The sequence below is a fragment of the Pseudomonas sp. NPDC089569 genome (assembly GCF_050280625.1).
GTDB lineage: Bacteria > Pseudomonadota > Gammaproteobacteria > Pseudomonadales > Pseudomonadaceae > Aquipseudomonas.
In genome coordinates, this window is record NZ_JBNNVQ010000006.1 from 126,560 (window position 1) to 147,010 (window position 20,451).

The following is a 20,451-nucleotide window of genomic DNA, read 5'->3' on the forward strand; positions in this document are numbered from 1 at the left end:
GCGATCTGTGCGGTGAGGAGCGCGGTGAAGAGTGCGGCCAGTCAAAATTCGTTCTCGTCGAGTTCGGCCATCAGCGCCTGCATCTCGTCATCGGACAGGCCCGAGGCACTGAACTCGGTACTCGGGGCTTGCGCGGTCACGCTGTCGGCGGCCAGCGGCTGTGCCACTTCGGCCATGGCGGCGATGGTCTGGCGCTCGAATACATGCTTGGCCGACAAGGCGATGCCTTGCTCATGGGCCTGGGCGACCACTTGCAGGCTGAGGATCGAGTCGCCGCCGATGGCGAAGAAGTTCTCGGTGACACTCACGGTCTCAAGCTTCAAGACCCTGGCGACAATGGCTTGCAGCGTGGTTTCCATGGCGTTGCGCGGGGCCACGTGGGCGCTTTCGTCGAACTGGTCCGGGTCGGGCAACTGGCGCAGATCGAGCTTGCCGTTGGGCGTGCGCGGGAAGGTCGGCAGCGTCAGCACCCGGGCCGGCACCATGTACGAGGGCAAGCGCTCGCCGAGGAAACGCTTGATCGCCTCCGAGTCCGGTGCATAGCCGTGGGCCGCCAGGATGTAGGCCAGCAGGCGCTTGCCGGCGGCGTGTTCCTGCACGATCACCGCGGCTTCGCGCACGTCGCTGTGGCTGCACAGTTGACGCTCGATTTCACCGAGTTCTATGCGGTAGCCGCGCAGCTTGACCTGATGGTCCTTGCGTCCCAGGAACGCCAGGCGTCCGTCCGCCAGCCAGCAGGCCAGGTCGCCGGTGCGGTAGGCGCGGGTGCCATCGGCCAGGGTGACGAAGGCCCTGGCGGTTTCCTCGGGTTTGTTGCGATAGCCGCGGGCCAGGGTCGGGCCGGCGAGGACGATTTCTCCCGGCTCGCCAACAGCGCTGGCGACCCCGTATTCATTGAGCACGCGCAGGTCCATGCCGGCGATGGGCCGACCGATGCTCAGGGCACGGTTGGGGTCCAGCACTTCAAAGGAAGCCCAGACCGTGGCTTCGGTGGGGCCGTATTCATTGACCAGCCGTGCGTTCGGCAAGGCCCGGCTGTGCTGGGCGATCAAGGATGGCGGGCAGGCTTCACCGGCGACGATCCAGCATTCGAGGCTGTCGCTGCCGGCGGTACGTTGCAGCTGGTCGAGCAACGCCTGATAGAGCGACGGCAGCGACAGCCCGTGGCTCACGCGGTGTTGGGCAATCAGCTGCGCCAGGCGCGGCATGTCCAGCTCTTCGCCGGTGGCCGGCAAGACCAGGCGGCCACCCTGGGCCAGGGTCCAGAAAATGCCCGCCACCGAGCTGTCGAAGGCGAACGAAGACAGCAACAGGTAGGCCCGCACCGGCGTGTCATAGGCAGCCATGCGCACCTGGGTGGAAAAACTCAGGGCGCCATGGCTGATTTCCACGGCTTTCGGTGCGCCGGTGGAACCGGAGGTGTAGATCAGGTAGGCCAGATCGTCGGCCTGCGGCAAAGGCAGCGGCGCAAGGTCGCTGATGTCCGGCACCGTCAGGTCGTCGAGCACGAAGCGCTGCAGGCTCGCCGGGACGCTGTCGGCCAGTTCGGCACTGACCACGATGTGGGCGATGGCGCTGTCGGCGAGCATGTAGGCACGGCGGTCTGCCGGGTAGGTCGGGTCGACCGGCACGTACGCGCCGCCGGCCTTCAACACCGCGAGCATGGCGACGATGGCGGCATTGCCACGGCCGAACAGGATGCCCACCGGCACACCGGCGGCGATGCCGGCGTCGCGCAATTGATGGGCCAGGCGAGTGGCGCAGGCGTCGAGGGCGGCGTAGCTCAGGTCGCCATCCTGGTCGCTCAGGGCAATGGCATCGGGTTGTTGCCGAACCTGGTGGGCAATCAGCTCCACCAACGTGAGCGGTTCAATCGCAGGCGAGGTCGGTGTGTTATCGATGGTCTGCGCTTGCAGCGGGCCCGACAGCGGCAGTTGCGCCCAGCTGCGTTGCGGCTCGGCCAAAGCGCCTTGCAGCAGTTGCAGCCATTGCTCGCCGAGGCAGGCAGCGGCGTTGGCGCTCAGGGTGTGGCGGTCGTAAATCAGCTGGGCCTGAACGCCGTCTGCCGACCGGTGCACATTCAGGCAGGCCTTGACCGGGTTCAACACGGCGCTGGCATAGCGCTGCGCAGGGTCGGCCTGACGGCAGGCGAAGGCGTAACCGCCATTGAGATCGTGGGTGTAGTAGTCCTGCCAGCCGGCGCTGCGTTCGAGGGTGGCGGCGACGGCCTTGCCTTGCTCGGCCAGCGTGGTTTGGGTGTCCAGGTCAAAACGCACCGGCAGGCATTGCTCGAACAGGCCCAGGGCGTGTTCCAGTTCCGCGCCACGGTTTTCCAGGATCACCGTCAGCGCAATCTGCTGCTGGCCGGCCAGGCGTGCGAGCAGAGTCGCCCAGGCGCTCAGCAGCAGGTTGTCGGTCAGCGCCGGGTGGCGGGCGAGGTCCTGCGCGATCTCAAGATCAACACGGTCCGGGGCAAAGCCTGTGCCCGAAACCGACTCCAGGGACAGTTGCAGGGAAGGTTGCTCGCTTTCGGCCAGTGGCTTCCAGAAATTGACCCCCGGATGATCGGGTTCGTCCTCGGTCAGGCTCCAGCGCCACTCGGCGTAATCGGCGTATTGCAGCGATTCGCTCAACTCGGGGCTGGCGTCCTGCTGCAACGCCCGGGCCAGCAGTTTCAGGCTGGCGAGGTCGAAATGGCTGCTGGCAGCGGCCAGGTCCAGTAGCGATTGCTGGTCCGACAGCTGCACCAGTGTCACGGCCAACGGTGAGGTCCAGTCGCGGGGCTGCGTGGCAAGGCGAGCCAGGGCGGCGTCCTGTTGCGCCTGATCGAATGTGCGCAAGTCCTGCACGGCAACCGGCACGTCAACACTGTCATGGATCACCTGCACCGGATGGCGCAGACCCGGCACCGCAACCAGGCGGGTGCGCAGGATTTCACTGTCGGCGATCAGTGCGCACAGGCGCTGGTTCAGGGTATCGGCCGTTACCGGATGGGGCAGCGCCCACTGCAAGCGGCAACTCAGTGGATGATCGGCAACGCCGTTGATGTGCCGATACACAGACGCCTGTTGTGGCGAGATACGAAAACCTTGGAGTCCGCTCATGTTCAACTCGACTGGAAATAGGGGTTAAAACCGGGCGACAACAGGGACACACAGGCCCACTGACCGCCGTCAGATGAGCCTGGGTGTTCATTGGGATGCGCCCGTTGAAAGATCAGACGGCGACGTCACGCTGCAGCAGGGCTTCGGCCATGCCGGTCATGATGGCGCGCTTGCCGGTGAAGGGTTCGCGACCGTGTACCGCCAGCATGTTGTCGATGAACAGCACGTCGCCCTGTTGCCAGCCGAACTTCACCAGCGAGTCCAGGTAAGCGGCGCGCAGGGACTCCAGCACCTGCGGTTCGATGGGTTCGCCATCGCCGTAGAAGGTGTTGGTGGGCAGGTCGAGGTCGGTGAAGTTGCTTTGCAGTGAGTCGCGGATGGCCGGCGGCAGGGTGCTGATGTGGAAGAAGGTGGCGTGGTTGAACCAGACTTCCTCACCGGTGCGCGGGTGACGCACCACGGCCGGCCCGCGTTGGCGGGTGCGCAGGCGGTTGTTTTCCTTCCATTCCACTTCGATGCCGACACTGGCGCAGTAGGCTTCCACTTCGCCACGGTCTTCGGACTGGAACACGGTCTGCCACGGCAAGCCGAACCCGTCGCCGTAGTTGCGCACGTACAGCACGCCTTTTTCACGGAAGCGCGCTTCGATGTCCGGACTGATGCGGGCCTTGATGGCACGGGTCGAGCCAATGGGCGTTTCACCGCCGGTCTCGGATGGAATGTGGCAATAGAAGAACAGGCGCAGCGGGAAGCGTGGCGAGTACGAGTGCTCGTTGTGCGGGAAGATCATCTGGTCGGCCGGGTAGTCGGTCGAGGTGTAGATGTTGCCGCCGACCCGGGTGCGCGGCGAGGCGCGGAACATGTATTCAAGCGCGCCGGGGGACAGGGCGGCGATCACCTGATCGAACTGTTCCACCGACACCACCGAGAAGCCGCGGAACAGCAGGGCGCCGTATTGCAGCAGTTTCTTCTCCAGGTTTTCCCGTTCCCGGGCTGCCCAGGCGATCAGGTCGACGCCGCTGACTGCCGGCTCGATCACCAGCGGCAAGGCGTGGTCGGGGCTGAGCAGGCGCTCGCTGACCAGTTGCTGTTCCGACACGTTCATGGCTTTGCGACGCACGCCGCCGAGGGCGCGAGAAGGTGGGGGCACGATAGACATAAAGGCATCCAACTCGGTTAAAGGGTCAATGAGCGACGTTTGGTTTGCAGCATCTGGCGACGACCGGCCAGGGTTTGCGACTGTTGGCGATCACGCTGGAAATCCAGGTCCCAGGCCTCGAGCCGCTCGGCCAGTACCGGCAGCGACTGGTCCAGCAGGGCGCTGCTTTCCTGCAGCAGGCGCGTCCACAAGTGCTGCAGGCGCAGGGCGCGGTCCTGATCGAAGTATTCGCCGCGATATTTGAGGGTCGCGTCGATGCCTTCGCTGCCATGCACCAGGTCCAGCACCAGATGGAAGTCGCCGGGTGCCTGCACCACGTCCAGCGAGGTCATGCACGCACCGGCCAGGTCGATCCGGGCAACCCGCGACGGCTGGTAGTTGAGCTTGACCTGGAACAGCGGCGAATGACCGCTGCGACGCTCCGGCGCCAGGGCCGAGACCACCAGATCGAATGGCAAGTCCTGATGGGCGTAGGCCAGTCGCGCCTGATCGCGCACCTGTTCGAGCAGGCCAGCCAGAGTCGGCTCACCGCGCAGGTCGCAGCGCAGGGTCAACTGGTTGACGAAGAAACCGATCATGTCGTTGTGCTCGGCCAATGGCCGGCCGCTCACATCGGTACCGAGCATGAACTGCTGTTGGCCACCCAGATGCCTGATCACCAGTTGATAACCGGCCAGCAACAGCATGAACAGCGTCATGCCCCGCGAACGGGCCAGCTCTGCCAGCGGTTCGCACAGGGTCCCGGGCAGGGTGAAGTTCAGGCTGTGCTCGCCGGGAGTTTGGCCTGGGCCACCCAGTTCAAGGGTTTGCGGCACCGTCGCCAGCTGCTCGCGCCAGAACTGTTGCTGCGCGGCGATTCGTTCAGCGCTCCAGTGGCGGGCTTCCCAGAGGGCGAAATCCAGATATTGCATCGGCGGTTCGCCTGCGACCGGAGCGGCCAGTTCCGCCAGCAGCACCTGCGCCGAGCGCCCGTCGAAGGCGATGTGGTGCAGGGTCAACAGCAGGTCGTGCTGCTCGTCGTCATGGCTGAGCAGGTGCGCGCGCAAGAGCGGCCCGTTTTCCAGGTCCACCGGTGTGGCGTGTTCCTGTGCCAGGCGGTCGGCGAGCGCTTGCTGTTGCAAGGCGATGGCTTGATTGCGCAGGTCGTGCCAGGTCAGCGCTACGCCCGTCGCCGGCAGTATCCGTTGTTGCGGGCCGTTGACCCCATCGCTGTAGGCCGTGCGCAGGATCGCGTGGCGATTGACCAGGGCATCCAGTCGCAATGCCAGGTCCTGGGTGTCCAGCGCACCCTGCAGGCGCAGGTGCAGCACCAGATTGTGCCGGGTGTCATCCGGATTCAGTTGTCGCAGGAACCACAGGCGGCTCTGGGCAAAAGACTGGCGACCTTGCTGCGGGCTTGCGCCGCAGCGTTCGGCCGTCGCGGCGCCCGCTGCGCACTCGCCCAGGAACGTTTGCAAGGCCTGCGCCCAATCGGCCAGGGTTCGTTCGCCGAACAGGCTTTGGGTCTCCAGGCTCCAGCCCGATTGCTTGTGCAGGCGGGCGGCAAAGTCGGCGATGCCGATGGAGTCCAGGCCCAGGCCGATCAGGCTGAGGTCGAAGTCCGCCACCAGGTACGGATTGACCTCGTGCAGGGTCTGCTCCAGCCATTGGCGGCAAGCGGGCAGGGCATCCTCGGAGGCAGCGTCGATTGCTTCGCGCAGTTGTGCCAGCGTGATGTGCTCATCGATTGCACCGATCTGTCCGCCGTGCCGGGCAATGATGCTCAAGGTGCCGGCGGCCAACTGCTTGCGCGCGCCCTGACGGGCGATCTTGCCGCTGGTGGTCATCGGGATGGTGCCGGCTTCGACCAGCACGATCTGGTCGATACCGCAGTCGGCGGCTTCGCGCACGGCATTTTGCATCGAGGCAAACAGGGCCGGGTGATGGGCCGGGTCGACGAATTTGCGCTGGGGCTCGGCGACGATGATCAATTGCTCGCGGCCCAGCAGCGGGTCCATCTGCGAGAAGGCGGCAATGCGTCCGGTGCGGATGCCGGGCTCGGCATCGGTAATGGCGAACTCGATGTCGTGGGGGTACAGGTTGCGTCCGTTGAGGATCAGCAGGTCCTTGAGCCGACCGCAAATCACCACCTGACCTTCATGCATGAAGCCCAGGTCGCCGGAGCGCAGGTATTGGCCGGGCTCGCCGACGATCCGCGCTTCGAAGGCCTCGCGGCTGGCTTCAGGGTTTTTCCAGTAGGCTTCGGCGTTGCTCGGGCCGCTCAACCAGACTTCGCCGATGCGGTCAGCGGCGCAGCGTTCGTGACTGTCCGGATTGACGATGGCGATGTCGTGCAAGGCCTGCGGGTAACCGCAGGCAACGAATTCCACGGCAGCGGCATCGCTGGCCGCCAGGGCGACGCGGCCGGTTTCCAGCACGGCTTTGTCCAGGCGCAGCACCACCGGCAAGGCGTCGGCCGGGGTGGCGCTGACGCACAGGGTGGCTTCGGCCTGGCCGTAACCGGGGCTGATCGCCAAGGGATTGAGACCACAGGCGGCGAAGCGCTGGGCAAAGGTTTCCAGCGTGCCGGGATGAATGGGTTCGGCGCCATTGATCGCGTGTTGCCAGGCGCTCAGGTCGAGCTGTGCGATCAGGTTGTCGCTGACCACGCGGTTGCACAGGGCATAGGCGAAGTTGGGGGCGAAACTGGCGGTGGCGCGGTAGCGGCTCAGGGCCTGCAACCAGGTCGACGGTGCATTGACGAAGGTCTGCGAGGCCATCAGGTAGCAGGGCATGCCGCTGTAGAGCGGGGCCAGCAGGCCGCCGATCAGGCCCATGTCATGGTAGAGCGGCAGCCAGTTGACCATCGCGCCGTGCTCGTCGAAGCCATAGGCCTGGAGCATCAGCTCGACGTTGGCGAGCAGGTTGCGCTGGCGTACTTCGACACCTTTGGGGGTGGCTGTGGAACCTGAGGTGTACTGCAAGAAGGCCACGGTAGCGCCATCGATCTCAGGGCGCGTCCATTGGCTGGCAGGCGGTGCACCGAGGTCCTGCACCGTCGACACATCGACCCGGTTTTCGACCAGTTCCAGCAGGCTCTGGCAATGCTCGGCCGGGGCAAGGATCAGTGCCGGCTCGGCATCGACCACCACGTTGCGCACGCGATCCAGATGACGCGGTTTGCGCGAAGGCGGTGGAAACAGCGGCACGGCGATCACACCGGCATACACGCAGGCGCAGAAGGCGCGGGCGTAGTCCAGGCTGCTGGGCAACATCAACAGCACGCGATCGCCGGGCGCATAGCGCGCTTGCAGTGCCGCCGCCAGCGATTGGCTCTGTTCGTGCAGTTGGGCAAAGGTCAGGGTTTCGCCGATCTCGACGCCGTCCGGCAGAAAGTGCAGGGCCGCGCGCTGTGGAAAATGCCGGGCGTGGGTTTCCAGCACTTCGATCCAGTGTTTGAAAGAGAGCATGTGCAATTCACGCCATGGCAACGATGACTTTGCGGTCACCGGTGAAAGGATTGCGGCCGTGTGCGACCAGTCGATTGTCGAGCATCAGGATGTCGCCGGGCTGCCAGGGAAAGCTGATGGCAGTCTGGCGATAGACCTCGCGCACGGTGTCGAGGACGTCGTCGGGGATGGCCGAGCCATCGCCGAAATACACGTGACGCGGCAGGTTTTCTTCTCCCACGGCCGCCAGCAGGCTGGCGCGCACGTTCGGCTCGATGGCGGACACATGGAACAGGTGCGCCTGGTTGAACCAGACCCATTCACCGGTATCGGGATGCTGCAGCACGGCGGCGCAACGCTGGCGGGTGCGCAGCTCACCGTCGTCCTTCCATTGCCACTCGATGCCGTTGTCGCGGCAGTAGCTTTCCACCTGGGCACGATCTTCGGTGTTGAACACTTTCTGCCAGGGCAAATCCAGTGCGCCGCTGTAGTTGCGCACATAGAGCAGTTCACGGCTGGCGAACAACTCGCGGATTTCGGCGGGCATGCGCTGGTAAATCAGGCGGCTGTCGGCAATCGGTGTCTCGCCGCCGGTATCGCTGGCCTTGATGCAATGGAACCAGATGCGCGACGGCCAGGGGCGGGTGTAGGCCTGTTCGTTGTGCAGGGGGATGAATTGATGGGCCGGGTATTCGGTGGAGCTGTACACCCCGGCGAAGACTTTGCTGCGGGGCGTGGAGCCGAACTCGTAGCTGGCCAGCGGTGCGCCGAAGCTGGCGGCGAAGCGCTTGAAATCGATGGGCGTGGGAACGGTGAAGCCACGAAACAGGACACCGCCAACCGTGCTCAATACCTGGTCCAGCGTCTCGCGGACCGACGTCTGCAGTTCATGGATCGACTGTCCGGGCCTGCCCTGTACCAGCACCGGCAACGTTGGCTCGTGGCCTGCCGTCGGAGCAGTGGGCAAGGGGTGGGGACGCCCGCTCAGGTGTTCGTATGAAGTCATCCGTGCACATCCTTTAACTTTTTCACTCAGTTACAGAGACGTTTGCCAACGTGAAAAAACAAGGCAGGAGTTGGCAGTTCACGTCCGACTGAAATGTATTCATGTTGATACATTTCGGCATGTTAAGTACAAATGAGAGTTATTATCAATCTTATTCCATTATTTTTTTTTTTGAATTAGACTCCTGCCGGCCGCAGGACTACGGCGTTCTGGGCGCAAGAAAAAACATACAAATCTGTCGCAGGGGAGCGGGGCGTGAATTTCAAAAAGAATACAATTGCGTTGGCTGTGGGGTCGGCGGTGTGCCTGTCAAACAGTGCATGGGCGGCTGAACAGACGAACACAATGGAGATCGCTCCGATCACGGTGACGGGTGAAAAAATCAACCGCACACTGGAAAAGACCCAGTCGAGCGTAGCCGTAGTCACGGACAAGCAACTGCGCGAGAAGGAAGACCACAGCCTGGTCGATGTGTTCGCGCGCACACCGGGTGTCTACAACACCTCCGGCAACGAAAACTGGGGTATCCGTGGCGTGCCGGTCTCCGGCTTCGACGACCAGGGCCCGGCGGCGCTCAATGGCGCAGTCTCGGTATTTGTCGACGGCGCGGTGCAGCCCAACCGTGCACTGACCCTGAGCCCGATGCCGCTATGGGACGTCGAGCAGGTCGAAGTGTTCCTCGGCCCGCAGTCCACCACCCAGGGCCGCAACTCCCTGGCCGGTGCGGTGGTCATCCAGACCAAGAACCCGACCTTCGAACCGAGCTTTTCGGCGCGGGCCAACGGCGGCACCTACGGTGAGCGCGGTGGTGCGGTGGCCGGTGGCGGCGCGATAGTCGAAGACAAGATCGCCGGCCGTATCGCCGTGGATTATCAGGAAGGCGATGGCTACATCGACAACCTCTTCGACGATAGCGATGCCAACAAGACGCGCAACGCGAACTACCGTGGCAAGCTGCTGGTCCTGCCCAACGACGATCTCGATGTGCTGCTGACCTATGCCCACGATCAAAGCCGCAAGGGCGATAACTCGGTGGTCCGCCAGGGCGACAGGATCCGTTACTACAAAATCGACTCCAACACCGACGCCTACGACAAGCTCAAGCAGGACACCGTCAGCGCCAAGGTCGACTACCGCCTCAATGACGCCTGGTCGATCACCAGCCTGACAGCCAACACCGACTCCGATTACGACGCCCGCCTGGACTTCGACCAGACCTCGGTCGACGACCAGGTGGTACTGCGCAAACAGTATGGCGACCTGTTCAGCCAGGAGCTGCGCCTGAACTACAGCTCGGAGGAGGTGAAGAGTTTTGTCGGCCTCTACTACGGCCACAACACCAATAATTTCCACGACCGGCTGTTCTTCGAAGGCGAACCGTTCGGCGAAGTCAAGGGCGATACGACGATCGAGAACAAGGCCGTGTTCGGTGAAATCAACTGGACCTTCGCCCCGCGCTGGACCTTGATCACCGGCCTGCGCTACGACCACGAGACCAACGACACCGACGTCAAGATCGATGACTTCTCTGCGCCTGGCAAAGACAAGCAGACCTCCGATGCGGTCCTGCCGAAACTGGGTATCGACTACGAGCTGGCCGACAATCAGTTCGTCGGCTTCATGGTGCAGCGCGGCTATCGCGGCGGCGGCGTCAACGTCCGTGCCGGTAGCGGCCACACCTCCTATGATCCGGAATACACCACCAACTACGAGCTGTCGTACCGTGGTTCGTTCATGGACCAGACCCTGCGTACCCGCGCCAACCTTTACTACACCGACTGGAAGGACCAGCAGGTCAGTGTGGTTAACCCGCAGACCGAGTTCTTCGACGTATTCAACGCCGGCCGCAGTGACATCAAGGGCCTGGAAGTCTCCGTCGAAAAAGACTTCGGCCAACAACTGACCCTGAACGCCGGTGCCTCGGTGACCGATGGCAAGTACAAGGACTTCGTCACCAGCGACGGCCGGGACATGAGCGGCGAAGATTTCCTTTTCTCGCCCAAGTACAAGATGACCATGGGCGCTACCTATCGCTGGAACGACCGCGTGACCCTCAACACTGACGTCGTCTGGCAGAGCACGTCCCCGTCGGAGTACGAGTTCGATGACGCAGGTCAGGTTATTGGTGAGCGCAAGGCCGACAACTATTGGCTGGCCAACTTCAACGCCGAGTACAAACTCACCAAGAATGTCTCGGTATCCGGTTACGTGAAAAACGCCTTCGACAAGGAATACGTCACCAACAACCGCAGCGGCGACATCATCGATGTCGGTGCTCCGCGCACAGCAGGCCTGATTCTGCGCTACGACATGTAAACCCATGGACTGGGGAAAGGATTCCCCGCGTCCGGTTCCACGGCTGTCGTCACCTGAAGCGCTCGTTTCAGGCAGCCCGGTTCCTTTCCAAACCCAGCCTCTCAGGAGGAAATCATGAGTGCTTTTTCGAATGCCACATCCGGTGGCGCGCCACAGCTACGCCTGTTGCACACCGGTCTGTCGAGCCCTTACTGCCTAGATTCGACGCCGATGCTGGAGCGTCAGCAACAGCAGGAGTCCAACGCCCGCAGTTACCCTCGGCGCATTCCGCTTGTGCTGGAGAAGGCCCACGGCATCTATGTGCAGGACAGCCGCGGGCAAGTCTTCGTCGACTGCCTGGCCGGTGCCGGTACCCTGGCGCTGGGGCACAACCACCCGGTCATCATCGAAGCCATCACCGGGGTCATGAGCGCCGGTGTGCCGATGCATACCCTGGACCTCATGACACCGGTCAAGGATGCCTTCGTACAGGAAGTCTTCGGCTGCCTGCCAGCCGATTTTGCGCGTAATGCGCGCATCCAGTTTTGCGGTCCCAGCGGTGCCGACGCGGTCGAAGCTGCGCTGAAGCTGACCCGCACCGCCACGGGCCGGCATTCGGTACTGGCCTTTGAAGGCGCCTACCACGGCATGACGCTGGGCACGCTGTCGATCAGCGGCAACCTGTCGCCGAAAAATGCCCTGGGCGGCTTGATGGCCGGCGTCCAGCGCCTGCCGTACCCGCACGATTATCGCTGCCCGTTCGGCGTGGCCGGCGAGCAGGGCGTGGACCTGAACGTGCGTTACCTGGAGCATCTGCTCAACGATCCGGAAAGCGGTGTCACCGCACCGGCAGCGATGATCCTCGAACCGATCCAGGGTGAGGGCGGGGTGATTGCTGCGCCCGATCGCTGGATGCAGGCGCTGCGTCGCCTGACCCAGGCCCATGGCATTCCGTTGATCGTCGATGAAATCCAGTGCGGTATCGCCCGCAGCGGCCGCATGTTCGCCTTCGAGCACTCGGGCATCACTCCGGATGTCATCACCTTGTCCAAGGCCATCGGCGGCGGCCTGCCGTTATCGGTCGTGGTCTACAACGATTCGCTGGACGTCTGGCAGCCGGGTGCCCACGCCGGTACGTTCCGTGGCAACCAACTGGCCATGGCTGCCGGCACTGCCACCTTGCGTTTCATTCGCGACGAAGGCCTGGTGGCGCATGCCGAAAAGGCCGGTGCGCATCTGCGTAAACAACTGTTGGCCCTGCAAAACGAGTTCGGCTGGATCGGCGACGTTCGTGGCCGTGGCCTGATGCTCGGCATGGAAATCGTCGACCCGCAGGGCGAGCGCGACGTGCAGGGGCATCCGCCGGTGGACACCGCGCGCGCCAAGGCATTCCAGCAGGCCTGCCTGCAACACGGTCTGATCGTCGAGCTGGGTGGACGTCATGGCGCTACGGTGCGTTTGCTGCCGCCGCTGATCATCACCGAGCAGGAAATCGACTTTGTCGCGCAGATCCTGTTCCGCGCCGCCAGTGCGCTCAACGAGCGCGTGCGTGGCTGACAAACCGCTGCACAGGGCCTGCCGGCTGCAACCGGCGGGCCTTTTTTCATTGAACAGGGAGCAATAATGCAGAAGGCGTTCAGCTCGAAGAAACCGGCGCGGCTGTTACGGGCGGTACTGCTGCCTGCGGCGTTGGGACTGGGCGGTTGCGGCGACGGGAAACCGCCCGCCGAACACAGTGCATCGGTGCCGCAGGTGAAAACACTGACCGTACAACCGCGCGCCTTTGCCATGACCACCGATCTGCCGGGGCGGGTCGAGCCGGTACGCATCGCCGAGGTACGTGCGCGGGTGGCTGGCGTTGTGCTCACCCGGCATTTTCAGGAAGGCAGTGACGTCAAGGCCGGGCAGTTGCTGTTCAGCATCGACCCGGCACCGCTCAAGGCTGCCCTGATGCGTGCCGAAGGTGCTTTGGCCAGGGTCGAGGCCGACGTCTATCGCGCCAATACCCAGGTACAGCGCTTCAGGCAACTGGTGGACATCAATGCCGTCAGCCAGCAGGCATTCGACGACGCCATGTCCGACCTCAAGAGCGCCCAGGCCAATCGTCTTGCTGCCGAGGCGGATGTCACCAGCGCAAGGCTCAACCTGGGTTATTGCCAGGTGCGCGCGCCGATCAGCGGGCGTATCGGCCGGGCCCTGGTCAGCGAAGGGGCGCTGGTGGGGCAGGACGAAGCGACGCAGATGGCGCGCATCCAGCAACTGGACCCGATTTACGCGGACTTCACGCAATCGGCCGATCAGGTCGTGGCCTTGCAGCAGGCGTTGGCCAGCGGACGCCTGACCCTCGATGGCAGCGGTTCGGCCCAGGTGACGGTGCAGGTGGGCAATCCGGCCCAGACCCGTCGCGGGCAGTTGATGTTCGCCGATATTTCCGTGGATCGAAGCACCGGGCAAGTGACTTTGCGCGGCGAGTTTCCCAACCCGGACAAGCTGCTGCTGCCGGGCATGTATGTGCGCGTGGTCGCGCCGGCGGGCGTCGACCCGCAGGCGCTGTTCGTGCCCCAGCAAGCGGTGCAGCGCGGTGCCGATGGCCAGGCCCGGTTGATGCTGGTGGACGACGGCGGCGTGGTCCGCGAACGGGTGGTCGGCACCGGGGCGATGCAGGGCTCCGACTGGCAGATCACCCAGGGGCTGTCGGCCGGCGAGCGGGTGGTGATCGAGCGGGCCGACAAGCTCAGCGCCGGAACGCAGGTCAGCGTCATGACCCTGGCCGAGCAGCAGGCTCATAACTGAAAGCCCTGGGAAGCAAGCGATGCCCGAATTTTTCATCAACCGTCCGAATTTCGCCTGGGTCATTGCGCTGTTCATCGCGCTGGCCGGAGTGCTGACACTGGGTACGTTGCCGGTCAGCCAATACCCGGATGTGGCACCACCGCAAATCAGTGTCAGCGCCAGCTACCCCGGCGCCTCGGCGCAGATTGTCAGCCAGAACGTCACCAGCCTGGTCGAAGAAGAACTCAACGGCCTCAAGGGCCTGATCTATTACGAGTCCAACAGCGCCAACGGCAGCGCTGAAACCACCATTACCTTCAAGCCGGGCACTGACCCGGACATGGCCCAGGTCGATGTGCAAAACCGTCTGCAACGGGTGCTCGGGCGCCTGCCTCAGGCGGTGATCGAGCAGGGCTTGAAGGTGGAGCAGGTGCGGGCCAACTTCCTGATGGTCTATGCCTTGTCCTACACCGACGGCCAGCAGGACTCCGTCGGGATGGCGGACTATGCCGCCCGCGCCATCAACAATGAAATTCGCCGGGTGGCCGGGGTCGGACGGGTGCAGATGTACACCGCCGAACGGGCCATGCGCATCTGGGTCGATCCGGCGCGACTGGTGGGCTTCAACCTGTCGATGGCCGATGTCGGCAAGGCCATTGCCGGGCAGAACGTGCAGGTGCCCGCCGGCAGCATGGGCGAGCTCCCGGGGCCTGCCGAGCAGCACATCACCGCGACGGTCATGGTGCAGGGACAGCTCGAATCGGTGGAGGCGTTCGGCAACATTGTGCTGCGGGCCAACGACGACGGCTCCAGCGTCAGGATCCATGACGTGGCGCGGGTCGAACTGGGGCGCCAGGACTACCGTTTCGACGCGCGCCTGAACGGCAAGCCGGCGGCGGCCATGTCGGTGCAACTGGCGCCGGGTGCCAACGCGCTGCAAACGGCGGCGGCGATCAAGACCCGGCTCGAGCAACTGTCGGGCACGCTGCCGGCGAACATGGTCCTGAGCGTGCCCTACGACACCTCGTACTTTGTCGAGGTGGCGATCAGGCAAGTCATCTACACCCTCATCGAAGCCATGGTCCTGGTGTTCCTGGTCATGCTGCTGTTTTTGCAGAACCTGCGCTACACGCTGATACCGGCGGTGGTGGTGCCGGTCTGCCTGCTGGGGACCCTCGCAGTCATGGCGCCGCTGGGGTTCTCGATCAACATGCTGACGCTGTTCGGCATGGTGTTGGCCATCGGCATACTGGTGGACGATGCCATAGTGGTAGTAGAGAACGTCGAGCGGCTGATCACCCAGGAGCACTTGTCGCCCAAGGCCGCCACCGCCAAGGCCATGCAGCAGATCAGCGGGGCGATTGTCGGCATCACGCTGGTGCTGTCGGCGGTGTTCCTGCCGCTGGCGTTCATGGGCGGTTCGGTGGGGGTGATCTACCAGCAGTTCGCCATGGCGTTGTCGGTGTCGATCCTGTTCTCCGGGTTCCTCGCGTTGAGCTTGACCCCCGCCCTGTGCGCCACCGTGCTCAAGCCCTTTGACCCCACGCATCAGGTGCGCCCCAACCGCTGGGCGGAAGGGTTCAATCGCCGCTTCGATGCCCTGGCCGGTCGCTATGAGCGACTGGGGGCGAGCTGGGTTCGCCGCAGTACGCGAAGTCTGTGCCTGTACCTGATGTTGCTGCTGGTGCTTGCCTTTGCCTATGACCGGCTGCCGTCCTCGTTCATGCCGTCGGAGGATCAGGGCTACATCATCACCGATATCCAGTTGCCGCCCGCGGCGTCGGCCTCGCGCACCGATGTCACGGTCCAGGCGTGGGAACGGTACGCCCTGGCGCAACCTGCCACGGACCAGGTGCTGGCGATCATGGGCTTCAGTTTTTCCGGGGTCGGCGCCAATGCGGCGTTGTCGTTCGTCAGCCTCAAGGACTGGTCGCTGCGCGACAGCGGGCAGGCCAGCGATGAAGTGGCCCGGCAAGCGAACGAGGCCTTCGAGAACGTTGCCGATGGCACGTTGTTCAGCGTGGTGCCGCCTCCGGTGGAGGGCCTGGGGACGTCCAACGGTTTCGAACTGCGCTTGCAGGATCTGGCGGGGCAAGGGCATGAAGCCTTGTTGAAAGCGCGCACCCAACTGCTCGAAGCCGCCAAGGCATCGCCGGTCATCGATTACCTGATGGAGGACGGCCTGGCCGATGCGCCGCAAATCAGCGTCAGCATCGACCGCGAGAAGGCCGAGGCGCTGGGCGTGGGGTTTGAGGTGATCAGTTCGGCGCTGTCCTCGGCGCTGGGCTCGGAACAGATCAACGAGTTTGCCAATCAGGGGCGAATGCAGCGCGTCATCATCCAGGCGGACGGAGCCAGCCGACAGACGCCTGAAGCACTGCTGCGCCTGCAAGTGCCCAACCGCGAGGGCCGCCTGGTGCCGCTGGACGCCTTCAGTCGTTTCGAATGGCAGGTCGGCCCCTTGCAGATTGCCCGTTACAACGGCTCGTCGTCGCTGCGCTTTTCCGGTGATGCCGCGCCGGGCTACAGCACCGGGCAGGCGATGGAAGAGATGCAGAAAATCGCCCGCCAGTTGCCGGCCGGATTCAACCTCGAATGGGCGGGCTTGTCTTTGCAGGAAAAACAGGCCAGCGATCAGGTGCCATTGCTGGTGGGGCTGTCATTGACCATGGTCCTGCTGGTGCTGGTCGCGCTCTATGAAAGCTGGGCGATTCCCTTTGCCGTGCTGTTGATCGTGCCGGTCGGCATGCTCGGTGCGGTCTTGGCGGTGACCGTGATGGGCATGCCCAATGACGTCTACTTCAAGGTGGGCCTGATCACCATCATCGGTTTGTCCGCCAAGAACGCCATCCTCATTGTCGAGTTCGCGCGAGCGCTTCATGCCCAGGGCATGAGCCTGGCGCAAGCGGCGGCCCAGGCGGCGCGCTTGCGCTTTCGCCCCATCGTCATGACGTCCCTGGCGTTCATTCTGGGCGTGGTGCCCCTGGCGCTCGCCAGCGGCGCCGGCGCTGCCAGTCAGCGCGCCATCGGCACCGGCGTGATCGGCGGCATGCTCATGGCCACTGTATTGGGCGTCTTGTGCGTCCCGGTGTTCTTCGTCCGGGTGCTGTCCCTGGCGCAGCGCTGGCGCCGCCATCAACCTGCTGGGGCAGATACCCAGGTGCAGCATGAATGAGGGGTTCTTCGACTGTCTCGAAAGGAGGTGCGGGCTTCATTGAAAACAGCGTGGAGGGCCGGATGCGCCACGAGAGAGATTGGTAAAAACGTCAAAAACAATCATCGCCAATTTTTACACCGGTACATTACTGAAAAGGACTTTTCCCATGTACAACCGCACCGTCAGCCTGCCGCTGGTTGCCCCCTTGCAACAGGCGACCCTCGCACCAAGCCTGGAAGGCGATTGCAACAAGAACAGGCGTATCCGTGATCTGCTGGGCCGTTACGGTTTGCGCCCCAGCCTGATCCGCTTGAAGGTGATCGACGCACTGCTGGTCGCGGCCAGAGAGGGGCGATCCATCGGCGTGCATGGCGTGCATGCTCACCTGGGGCTGTTGATTGCCGAGGTGTCGTACATCAGCGTGCGCGAAGTGCTCAAGCGCCTGCGTGAGGAAGGCGTCATCGATTTCCACGACAAGGCCTATCACTTCACGCCGCACGCCTGGGCGTTTCTGGGGCAGCACACCCACTAGCTGTCTGCGTGCAGATGCTCACTGAGCCACTCACTGAAACTGCGCGCATTGTTCTCACTGTCCCGATGGGTCAACAGGGCCCAGTTGGGGCCACGGATGGTTTGCTCCACCAACGGGTGCAGCAAACCACTGGCGCGGGCCTGTTCGCTCAGTAACTGGCTGACCAGGGCGATCCCCAGTCCCGCGCAGGCGGCATCGAGCAGCAGGCCGGGGTCGGAGAAATTCAGGCCCTGATCCTGCTGGCCGACATCGATGCCGGCCTCCACCGCCCAATGGCTCCAGTCCATTTCCCGCTCGCCGTGCAGCGTGGTGCGCAGTTCCGCTGGCTGCGCCAGCAGGTTGGGGTGGCACGCCGGATAGAGGCGGTCCGCACAGAGCACCTTGAAGCTGCATTCGGCCTGGGAACCGATGTCGTCGCGCACGGCGATGTCGATGGTCTGGGTGGCCATGTCCGGGACTTCATCGGTGCTGAAGATCCACAAGTCGACTTCCGGATGCCGGCGGCGGAAATCCCCGAGCCTGGGCAGCAGCCAATGGCGGGCGAACGCCGGGGTGGTGTTGAGCACCAGTTGATTGGGTTTTTGATACTGCCCCAGGCGGCGAATGCCCACGGCCAGTTGTTGCAGCATGGCCTGGGTGGTGCTGAGCAGGTCATGGCCGGCATCGGTCAGGCTGACACTGCGCCCGCTGCGAAAGAACAGCGGTTGCTCAAGGTACGCCTCCAGGCTGCGGATCTGCTGACTGATGGCCGACTGGGTCAGGTGCAGTTCGGCGGCAGCCTTGTGGAAGCTGCCGAGCCGGGCGGCTGCTTCGAAGCCGCGCAGTGAGCTGAGCGGGGGCCAGTGTTTGAGCATGCTGATAAGTTCTCCTAATCATTTCTCTGCAAAATCCATCGTTTGTTCGCCCTTTTTTACAGCCGTAGCATGCATGCCAAGACCGTCGCGGCAGTTTTCGTTGAACACAATGGCTTAACTAAAGGGCTTTTTACCATGCAGCAGAATGAAATTCGAAACAGCGGTTGGATGATGCCTGCCGAGTGGACCCGGCATGCCGCGACCTGGATGGTCTGGCCGCACAATCAGGCGCTCTGGGAGTCGGGTTGGCGCGTCACGCTGGCGCAGGTGCAGGAGGATTTCGCCCGCGTGGCCAATGCCATTGCCCGTTTCGAACCGGTGAAACTGGTGGTCGATCCGTCTGCCGTGGCCAGTGCCAGGGCGCTGTGCGGCGCCAACGTCGAGCTGATCGAACTGGCGGTGAACGACAGCTGGTGCCGCGACTCCGGCCCGAGTTTTGTCTGCCACCCGCAACAAGGGCTGGCCGGGGTGAGCTGGCGTTTCAATGCCTGGGGCGGGAAATCCGCGCACGATCTGGACGAAAGCCTGGCCCGTCGCGCCCTCAATCATTTAGGGCTGCCATGTTTCGGCACGCCCCTGAGCAACGAAGGCGGGGCCATCCACGTCGACGGCGAGGGCACGCTGATCACCACCGAATCGGTGCTGCTCAACCCCAATCGCAATCCGGGCATGAGCAAGGGCGAGATGGAAGAGATCTTTGCGCGTCTGTTGGGCGTGAAGAAAACCATCTGGCTGCCGGGCGATCCGGACTATGTCACCGGCGACATGACCGATGGCCATGTCGATGGCGTCTGTGCTTTCGCCCGCCCCGGTGTATTGCTGGTGGATGCGACCCATGACAAGCGTTCGACCTACGCCGAAGTGGCCCGGGAAAACCGCCGTGCCCTGGAGCTGGACACCGATGCGCAGGGGCGCCGCTTCGAATTGATCGAGCTGTTTGAAGCCTCGGAAGCGGTGGACCCTGACGCCGAAGTGTTCTGCGCGTCCTACACCAACTTCTACATTGCCAACGGCGCGATCATCATGCCGGCCTATGGCATCGAGGCTGACCACGCGGCTGCCGAAGTGCTGGCGCAAGCGTTCCCGGGGCGTGAGGTGGTGCCGGTGCAGATCAATCACCTGGCCCATGGCGGCGGGGGCGTGCATTGCATTACCCAGCAACAGCCGGTCTGGCCGGTGGAGGGTTGATGCCATGACCCTGATGACCATTGCCGTGACCCAGATGCCTTGCAGCTGGGACCTGAAGCACAACCTGGATCAAGCCGAGCGACTGGTGCGTGAGGCGGCGGCGAAAGGCGCCCAGGTCATCCTCTTGCAGGAGCTGTTCGCCACTCCATATTTCTGTATCGAGCAAAGCCACCAGCACCTGGCGCTGGCCGAGGAGTTCGGCGACAGCCCGGTCCTCAAGCGCTTTGCCGCACTGGCCAGGGAACTGGGCGTGGTGTTGCCGCTCAGCTGGTTCGAGAAGGCGGGCAATTCGTACTTCAATTCCCTGAGCGTGGCCGATGCCGACGGGCGCTTGTTAGGTGTGTATCGCAAGACCCATATTCCCAACGCCATCGGCTATCAGGAAAAAGAATACTTCAGCCCCGGCGACACCGGTTTCCGGGTCTGGGACACGGCGTTCGGGCGCATCGGTGTGGGCATCTGCTGGGACCAGTGGTTCCCGGAAACCGCCCGTTGCCTGGCCTTGATGGGTGCCGAAGTCCTGCTGTTTCCCACCGCCATCGGTTCGGAGCCGGGCTGCGCAACCCTGGACTCGCGCGACCACTGGCAAATGACCATGCGCGGTCATGCGGCTGCCAACATCCTGCCGGTGGTGGCGGCCAACCGTGTCGGCCGGGAAGCGGCGACCACCGACCCGACCCTGCAGATGAGCTTCTATGGCTCGTCCTTTATCAGCAACCACAAGGGCAAGTTGCTCGCCGAAGCCGACCGTGACAGTACCGGCGTGCTGGTGCACGGCCTCGACCTTGCGGCCATGCGCGAAGAACGCCTGAGCTGGGGCATTTACCGCGACCGTCGCCCGGAAATGTACGGGGCGCTGCTGAGCCAGGACGGTCGCCGCATCCATGCACGCTGGAACCACCAAGGAGTCTGATATGCACGTCTCCCATAAACGCTTGCTCGCGGTCCTGGGGTTT

12 protein-coding genes are annotated in these 20,451 nt (G+C 63.7%); 7 read left to right on the forward strand and 5 right to left on the reverse strand.

Features of this window, described 5'->3' with window-relative positions:
* Nucleotides 1-41: 41 nt before the first annotated feature.
* The 4 genes from ACQKP2_RS05130 to ACQKP2_RS05145 form a co-directional block, all read right to left on the reverse strand.
* Complete coding sequence (locus tag ACQKP2_RS05130; protein WP_427574879.1) at nucleotides 42-3,104, reverse strand: non-ribosomal peptide synthetase; 3,063 nt, start codon at nucleotides 3,102-3,104, stop codon at nucleotides 42-44.
* Between the two features lie 112 nt (nucleotides 3,105-3,216).
* Nucleotides 3,217-4,263, reverse strand: coding sequence for a TauD/TfdA family dioxygenase (locus ACQKP2_RS05135; RefSeq protein WP_427574881.1), 1,047 nt, complete (start codon nucleotides 4,261-4,263; stop codon nucleotides 3,217-3,219).
* A 17-nt stretch (nucleotides 4,264-4,280) separates the two neighbouring features.
* A complete protein-coding gene (locus ACQKP2_RS05140; RefSeq protein WP_427574882.1) occupies nucleotides 4,281-7,712 on the reverse strand; it encodes a condensation domain-containing protein in 3,432 nt (1,143 codons plus the stop codon).
* A 7-nt stretch (nucleotides 7,713-7,719) separates the two neighbouring features.
* Nucleotides 7,720-8,697: a TauD/TfdA family dioxygenase gene (locus ACQKP2_RS05145; RefSeq protein WP_427574884.1), complete on the reverse strand. Its 978-nt coding sequence runs from the start codon at nucleotides 8,695-8,697 to the stop codon at nucleotides 7,720-7,722.
* Between the two features lie 255 nt (nucleotides 8,698-8,952).
* On the opposite strand from ACQKP2_RS05145, the gene ACQKP2_RS05150 reads away from it, so the two are divergent.
* From ACQKP2_RS05150 to ACQKP2_RS05170, 5 genes are all read left to right on the forward strand, one after another.
* Nucleotides 8,953-11,013 carry a TonB-dependent receptor gene (locus ACQKP2_RS05150; RefSeq protein WP_427574886.1) on the forward strand — a complete coding sequence of 687 codons (2,061 nt, stop codon included), beginning with the start codon at nucleotides 8,953-8,955 and terminating at the stop codon, nucleotides 11,011-11,013.
* Nucleotides 11,014-11,127: 114 nt separating this feature from the next.
* Nucleotides 11,128-12,549 carry a diaminobutyrate--2-oxoglutarate transaminase gene (locus ACQKP2_RS05155; protein WP_427574887.1) on the forward strand — a complete coding sequence of 474 codons (1,422 nt, stop codon included), beginning with the start codon at nucleotides 11,128-11,130 and terminating at the stop codon, nucleotides 12,547-12,549.
* 66 nt (nucleotides 12,550-12,615) lie between these two features.
* Nucleotides 12,616-13,785 (forward strand): efflux RND transporter periplasmic adaptor subunit, encoded by a 1,170-nt coding sequence (locus ACQKP2_RS05160; RefSeq protein ID WP_427574889.1) that lies wholly within the window; start codon nucleotides 12,616-12,618, stop codon nucleotides 13,783-13,785.
* Nucleotides 13,786-13,804: 19 nt separating this feature from the next.
* Complete coding sequence (locus ACQKP2_RS05165; protein WP_427574891.1) at nucleotides 13,805-16,939, forward strand: multidrug efflux RND transporter permease subunit; 3,135 nt, start codon at nucleotides 13,805-13,807, stop codon at nucleotides 16,937-16,939.
* A gap of 148 nt (nucleotides 16,940-17,087) precedes the next feature.
* Entirely contained in the window at nucleotides 17,088-17,453 is a 366-nt protein-coding gene (locus ACQKP2_RS05170) for a fe2+ zn2+ uptake regulation protein (protein ID WP_427574892.1), read from the forward strand.
* Here ACQKP2_RS05170 and ACQKP2_RS05175 read toward each other — a convergent pair.
* Nucleotides 17,450-18,307, reverse strand: a complete 858-nt coding sequence (locus tag ACQKP2_RS05175) for a LysR substrate-binding domain-containing protein (RefSeq protein WP_427574894.1) — start codon at nucleotides 18,305-18,307, stop codon at nucleotides 17,450-17,452. The two genes, ACQKP2_RS05170 and ACQKP2_RS05175, sit on opposite strands and share 4 nt — an antisense overlap.
* Nucleotides 18,308-18,442: 135 nt before the next feature.
* Here ACQKP2_RS05175 and ACQKP2_RS05180 point away from each other — a divergent pair, with 135 nt between their 5' ends.
* Together ACQKP2_RS05180 and aguB are read left to right on the forward strand one after the other, a co-directional pair.
* Entirely contained in the window at nucleotides 18,443-19,495 is a 1,053-nt protein-coding gene (locus ACQKP2_RS05180; protein ID WP_427574895.1) for an agmatine deiminase family protein, read from the forward strand.
* A gap of 4 nt (nucleotides 19,496-19,499) precedes the next feature.
* Complete coding sequence (gene aguB, locus ACQKP2_RS05185; RefSeq protein ID WP_427574897.1) at nucleotides 19,500-20,408, forward strand: N-carbamoylputrescine amidase; 909 nt, start codon at nucleotides 19,500-19,502, stop codon at nucleotides 20,406-20,408.
* Nucleotides 20,409-20,451: the final 43 nt, after the last annotated feature.

Coding starts and splice junctions, on each gene's coding strand:
- ACQKP2_RS05130 (WP_427574879.1), bottom strand. CDS start 3,104: ATGAGCGGACTCCAAGGTTTTCGTATCTCGCCACAACAGGCGTCTGTG.
- ACQKP2_RS05135 (WP_427574881.1), bottom strand. CDS start 4,263: ATGTCTATCGTGCCCCCACCTTCTCGCGCCCTCGGCGGCGTGCGTCGC.
- ACQKP2_RS05140 (WP_427574882.1), bottom strand. CDS start 7,712: ATGCTCTCTTTCAAACACTGGATCGAAGTGCTGGAAACCCACGCCCGG.
- ACQKP2_RS05145 (WP_427574884.1), bottom strand. CDS start 8,697: ATGACTTCATACGAACACCTGAGCGGGCGTCCCCACCCCTTGCCCACT.
- ACQKP2_RS05155 (WP_427574887.1), top strand. CDS start 11,128: ATGAGTGCTTTTTCGAATGCCACATCCGGTGGCGCGCCACAGCTACGC.
- ACQKP2_RS05160 (WP_427574889.1), top strand. CDS start 12,616: ATGCAGAAGGCGTTCAGCTCGAAGAAACCGGCGCGGCTGTTACGGGCG.
- ACQKP2_RS05165 (WP_427574891.1), top strand. CDS start 13,805: ATGCCCGAATTTTTCATCAACCGTCCGAATTTCGCCTGGGTCATTGCG.
- ACQKP2_RS05170 (WP_427574892.1), top strand. CDS start 17,088: ATGTACAACCGCACCGTCAGCCTGCCGCTGGTTGCCCCCTTGCAACAG.
- ACQKP2_RS05175 (WP_427574894.1), bottom strand. CDS start 18,307: ATGCTCAAACACTGGCCCCCGCTCAGCTCACTGCGCGGCTTCGAAGCA.
- ACQKP2_RS05180 (WP_427574895.1), top strand. CDS start 18,443: ATGCAGCAGAATGAAATTCGAAACAGCGGTTGGATGATGCCTGCCGAG.
- aguB (WP_427574897.1), top strand. CDS start 19,500: ATGACCCTGATGACCATTGCCGTGACCCAGATGCCTTGCAGCTGGGAC.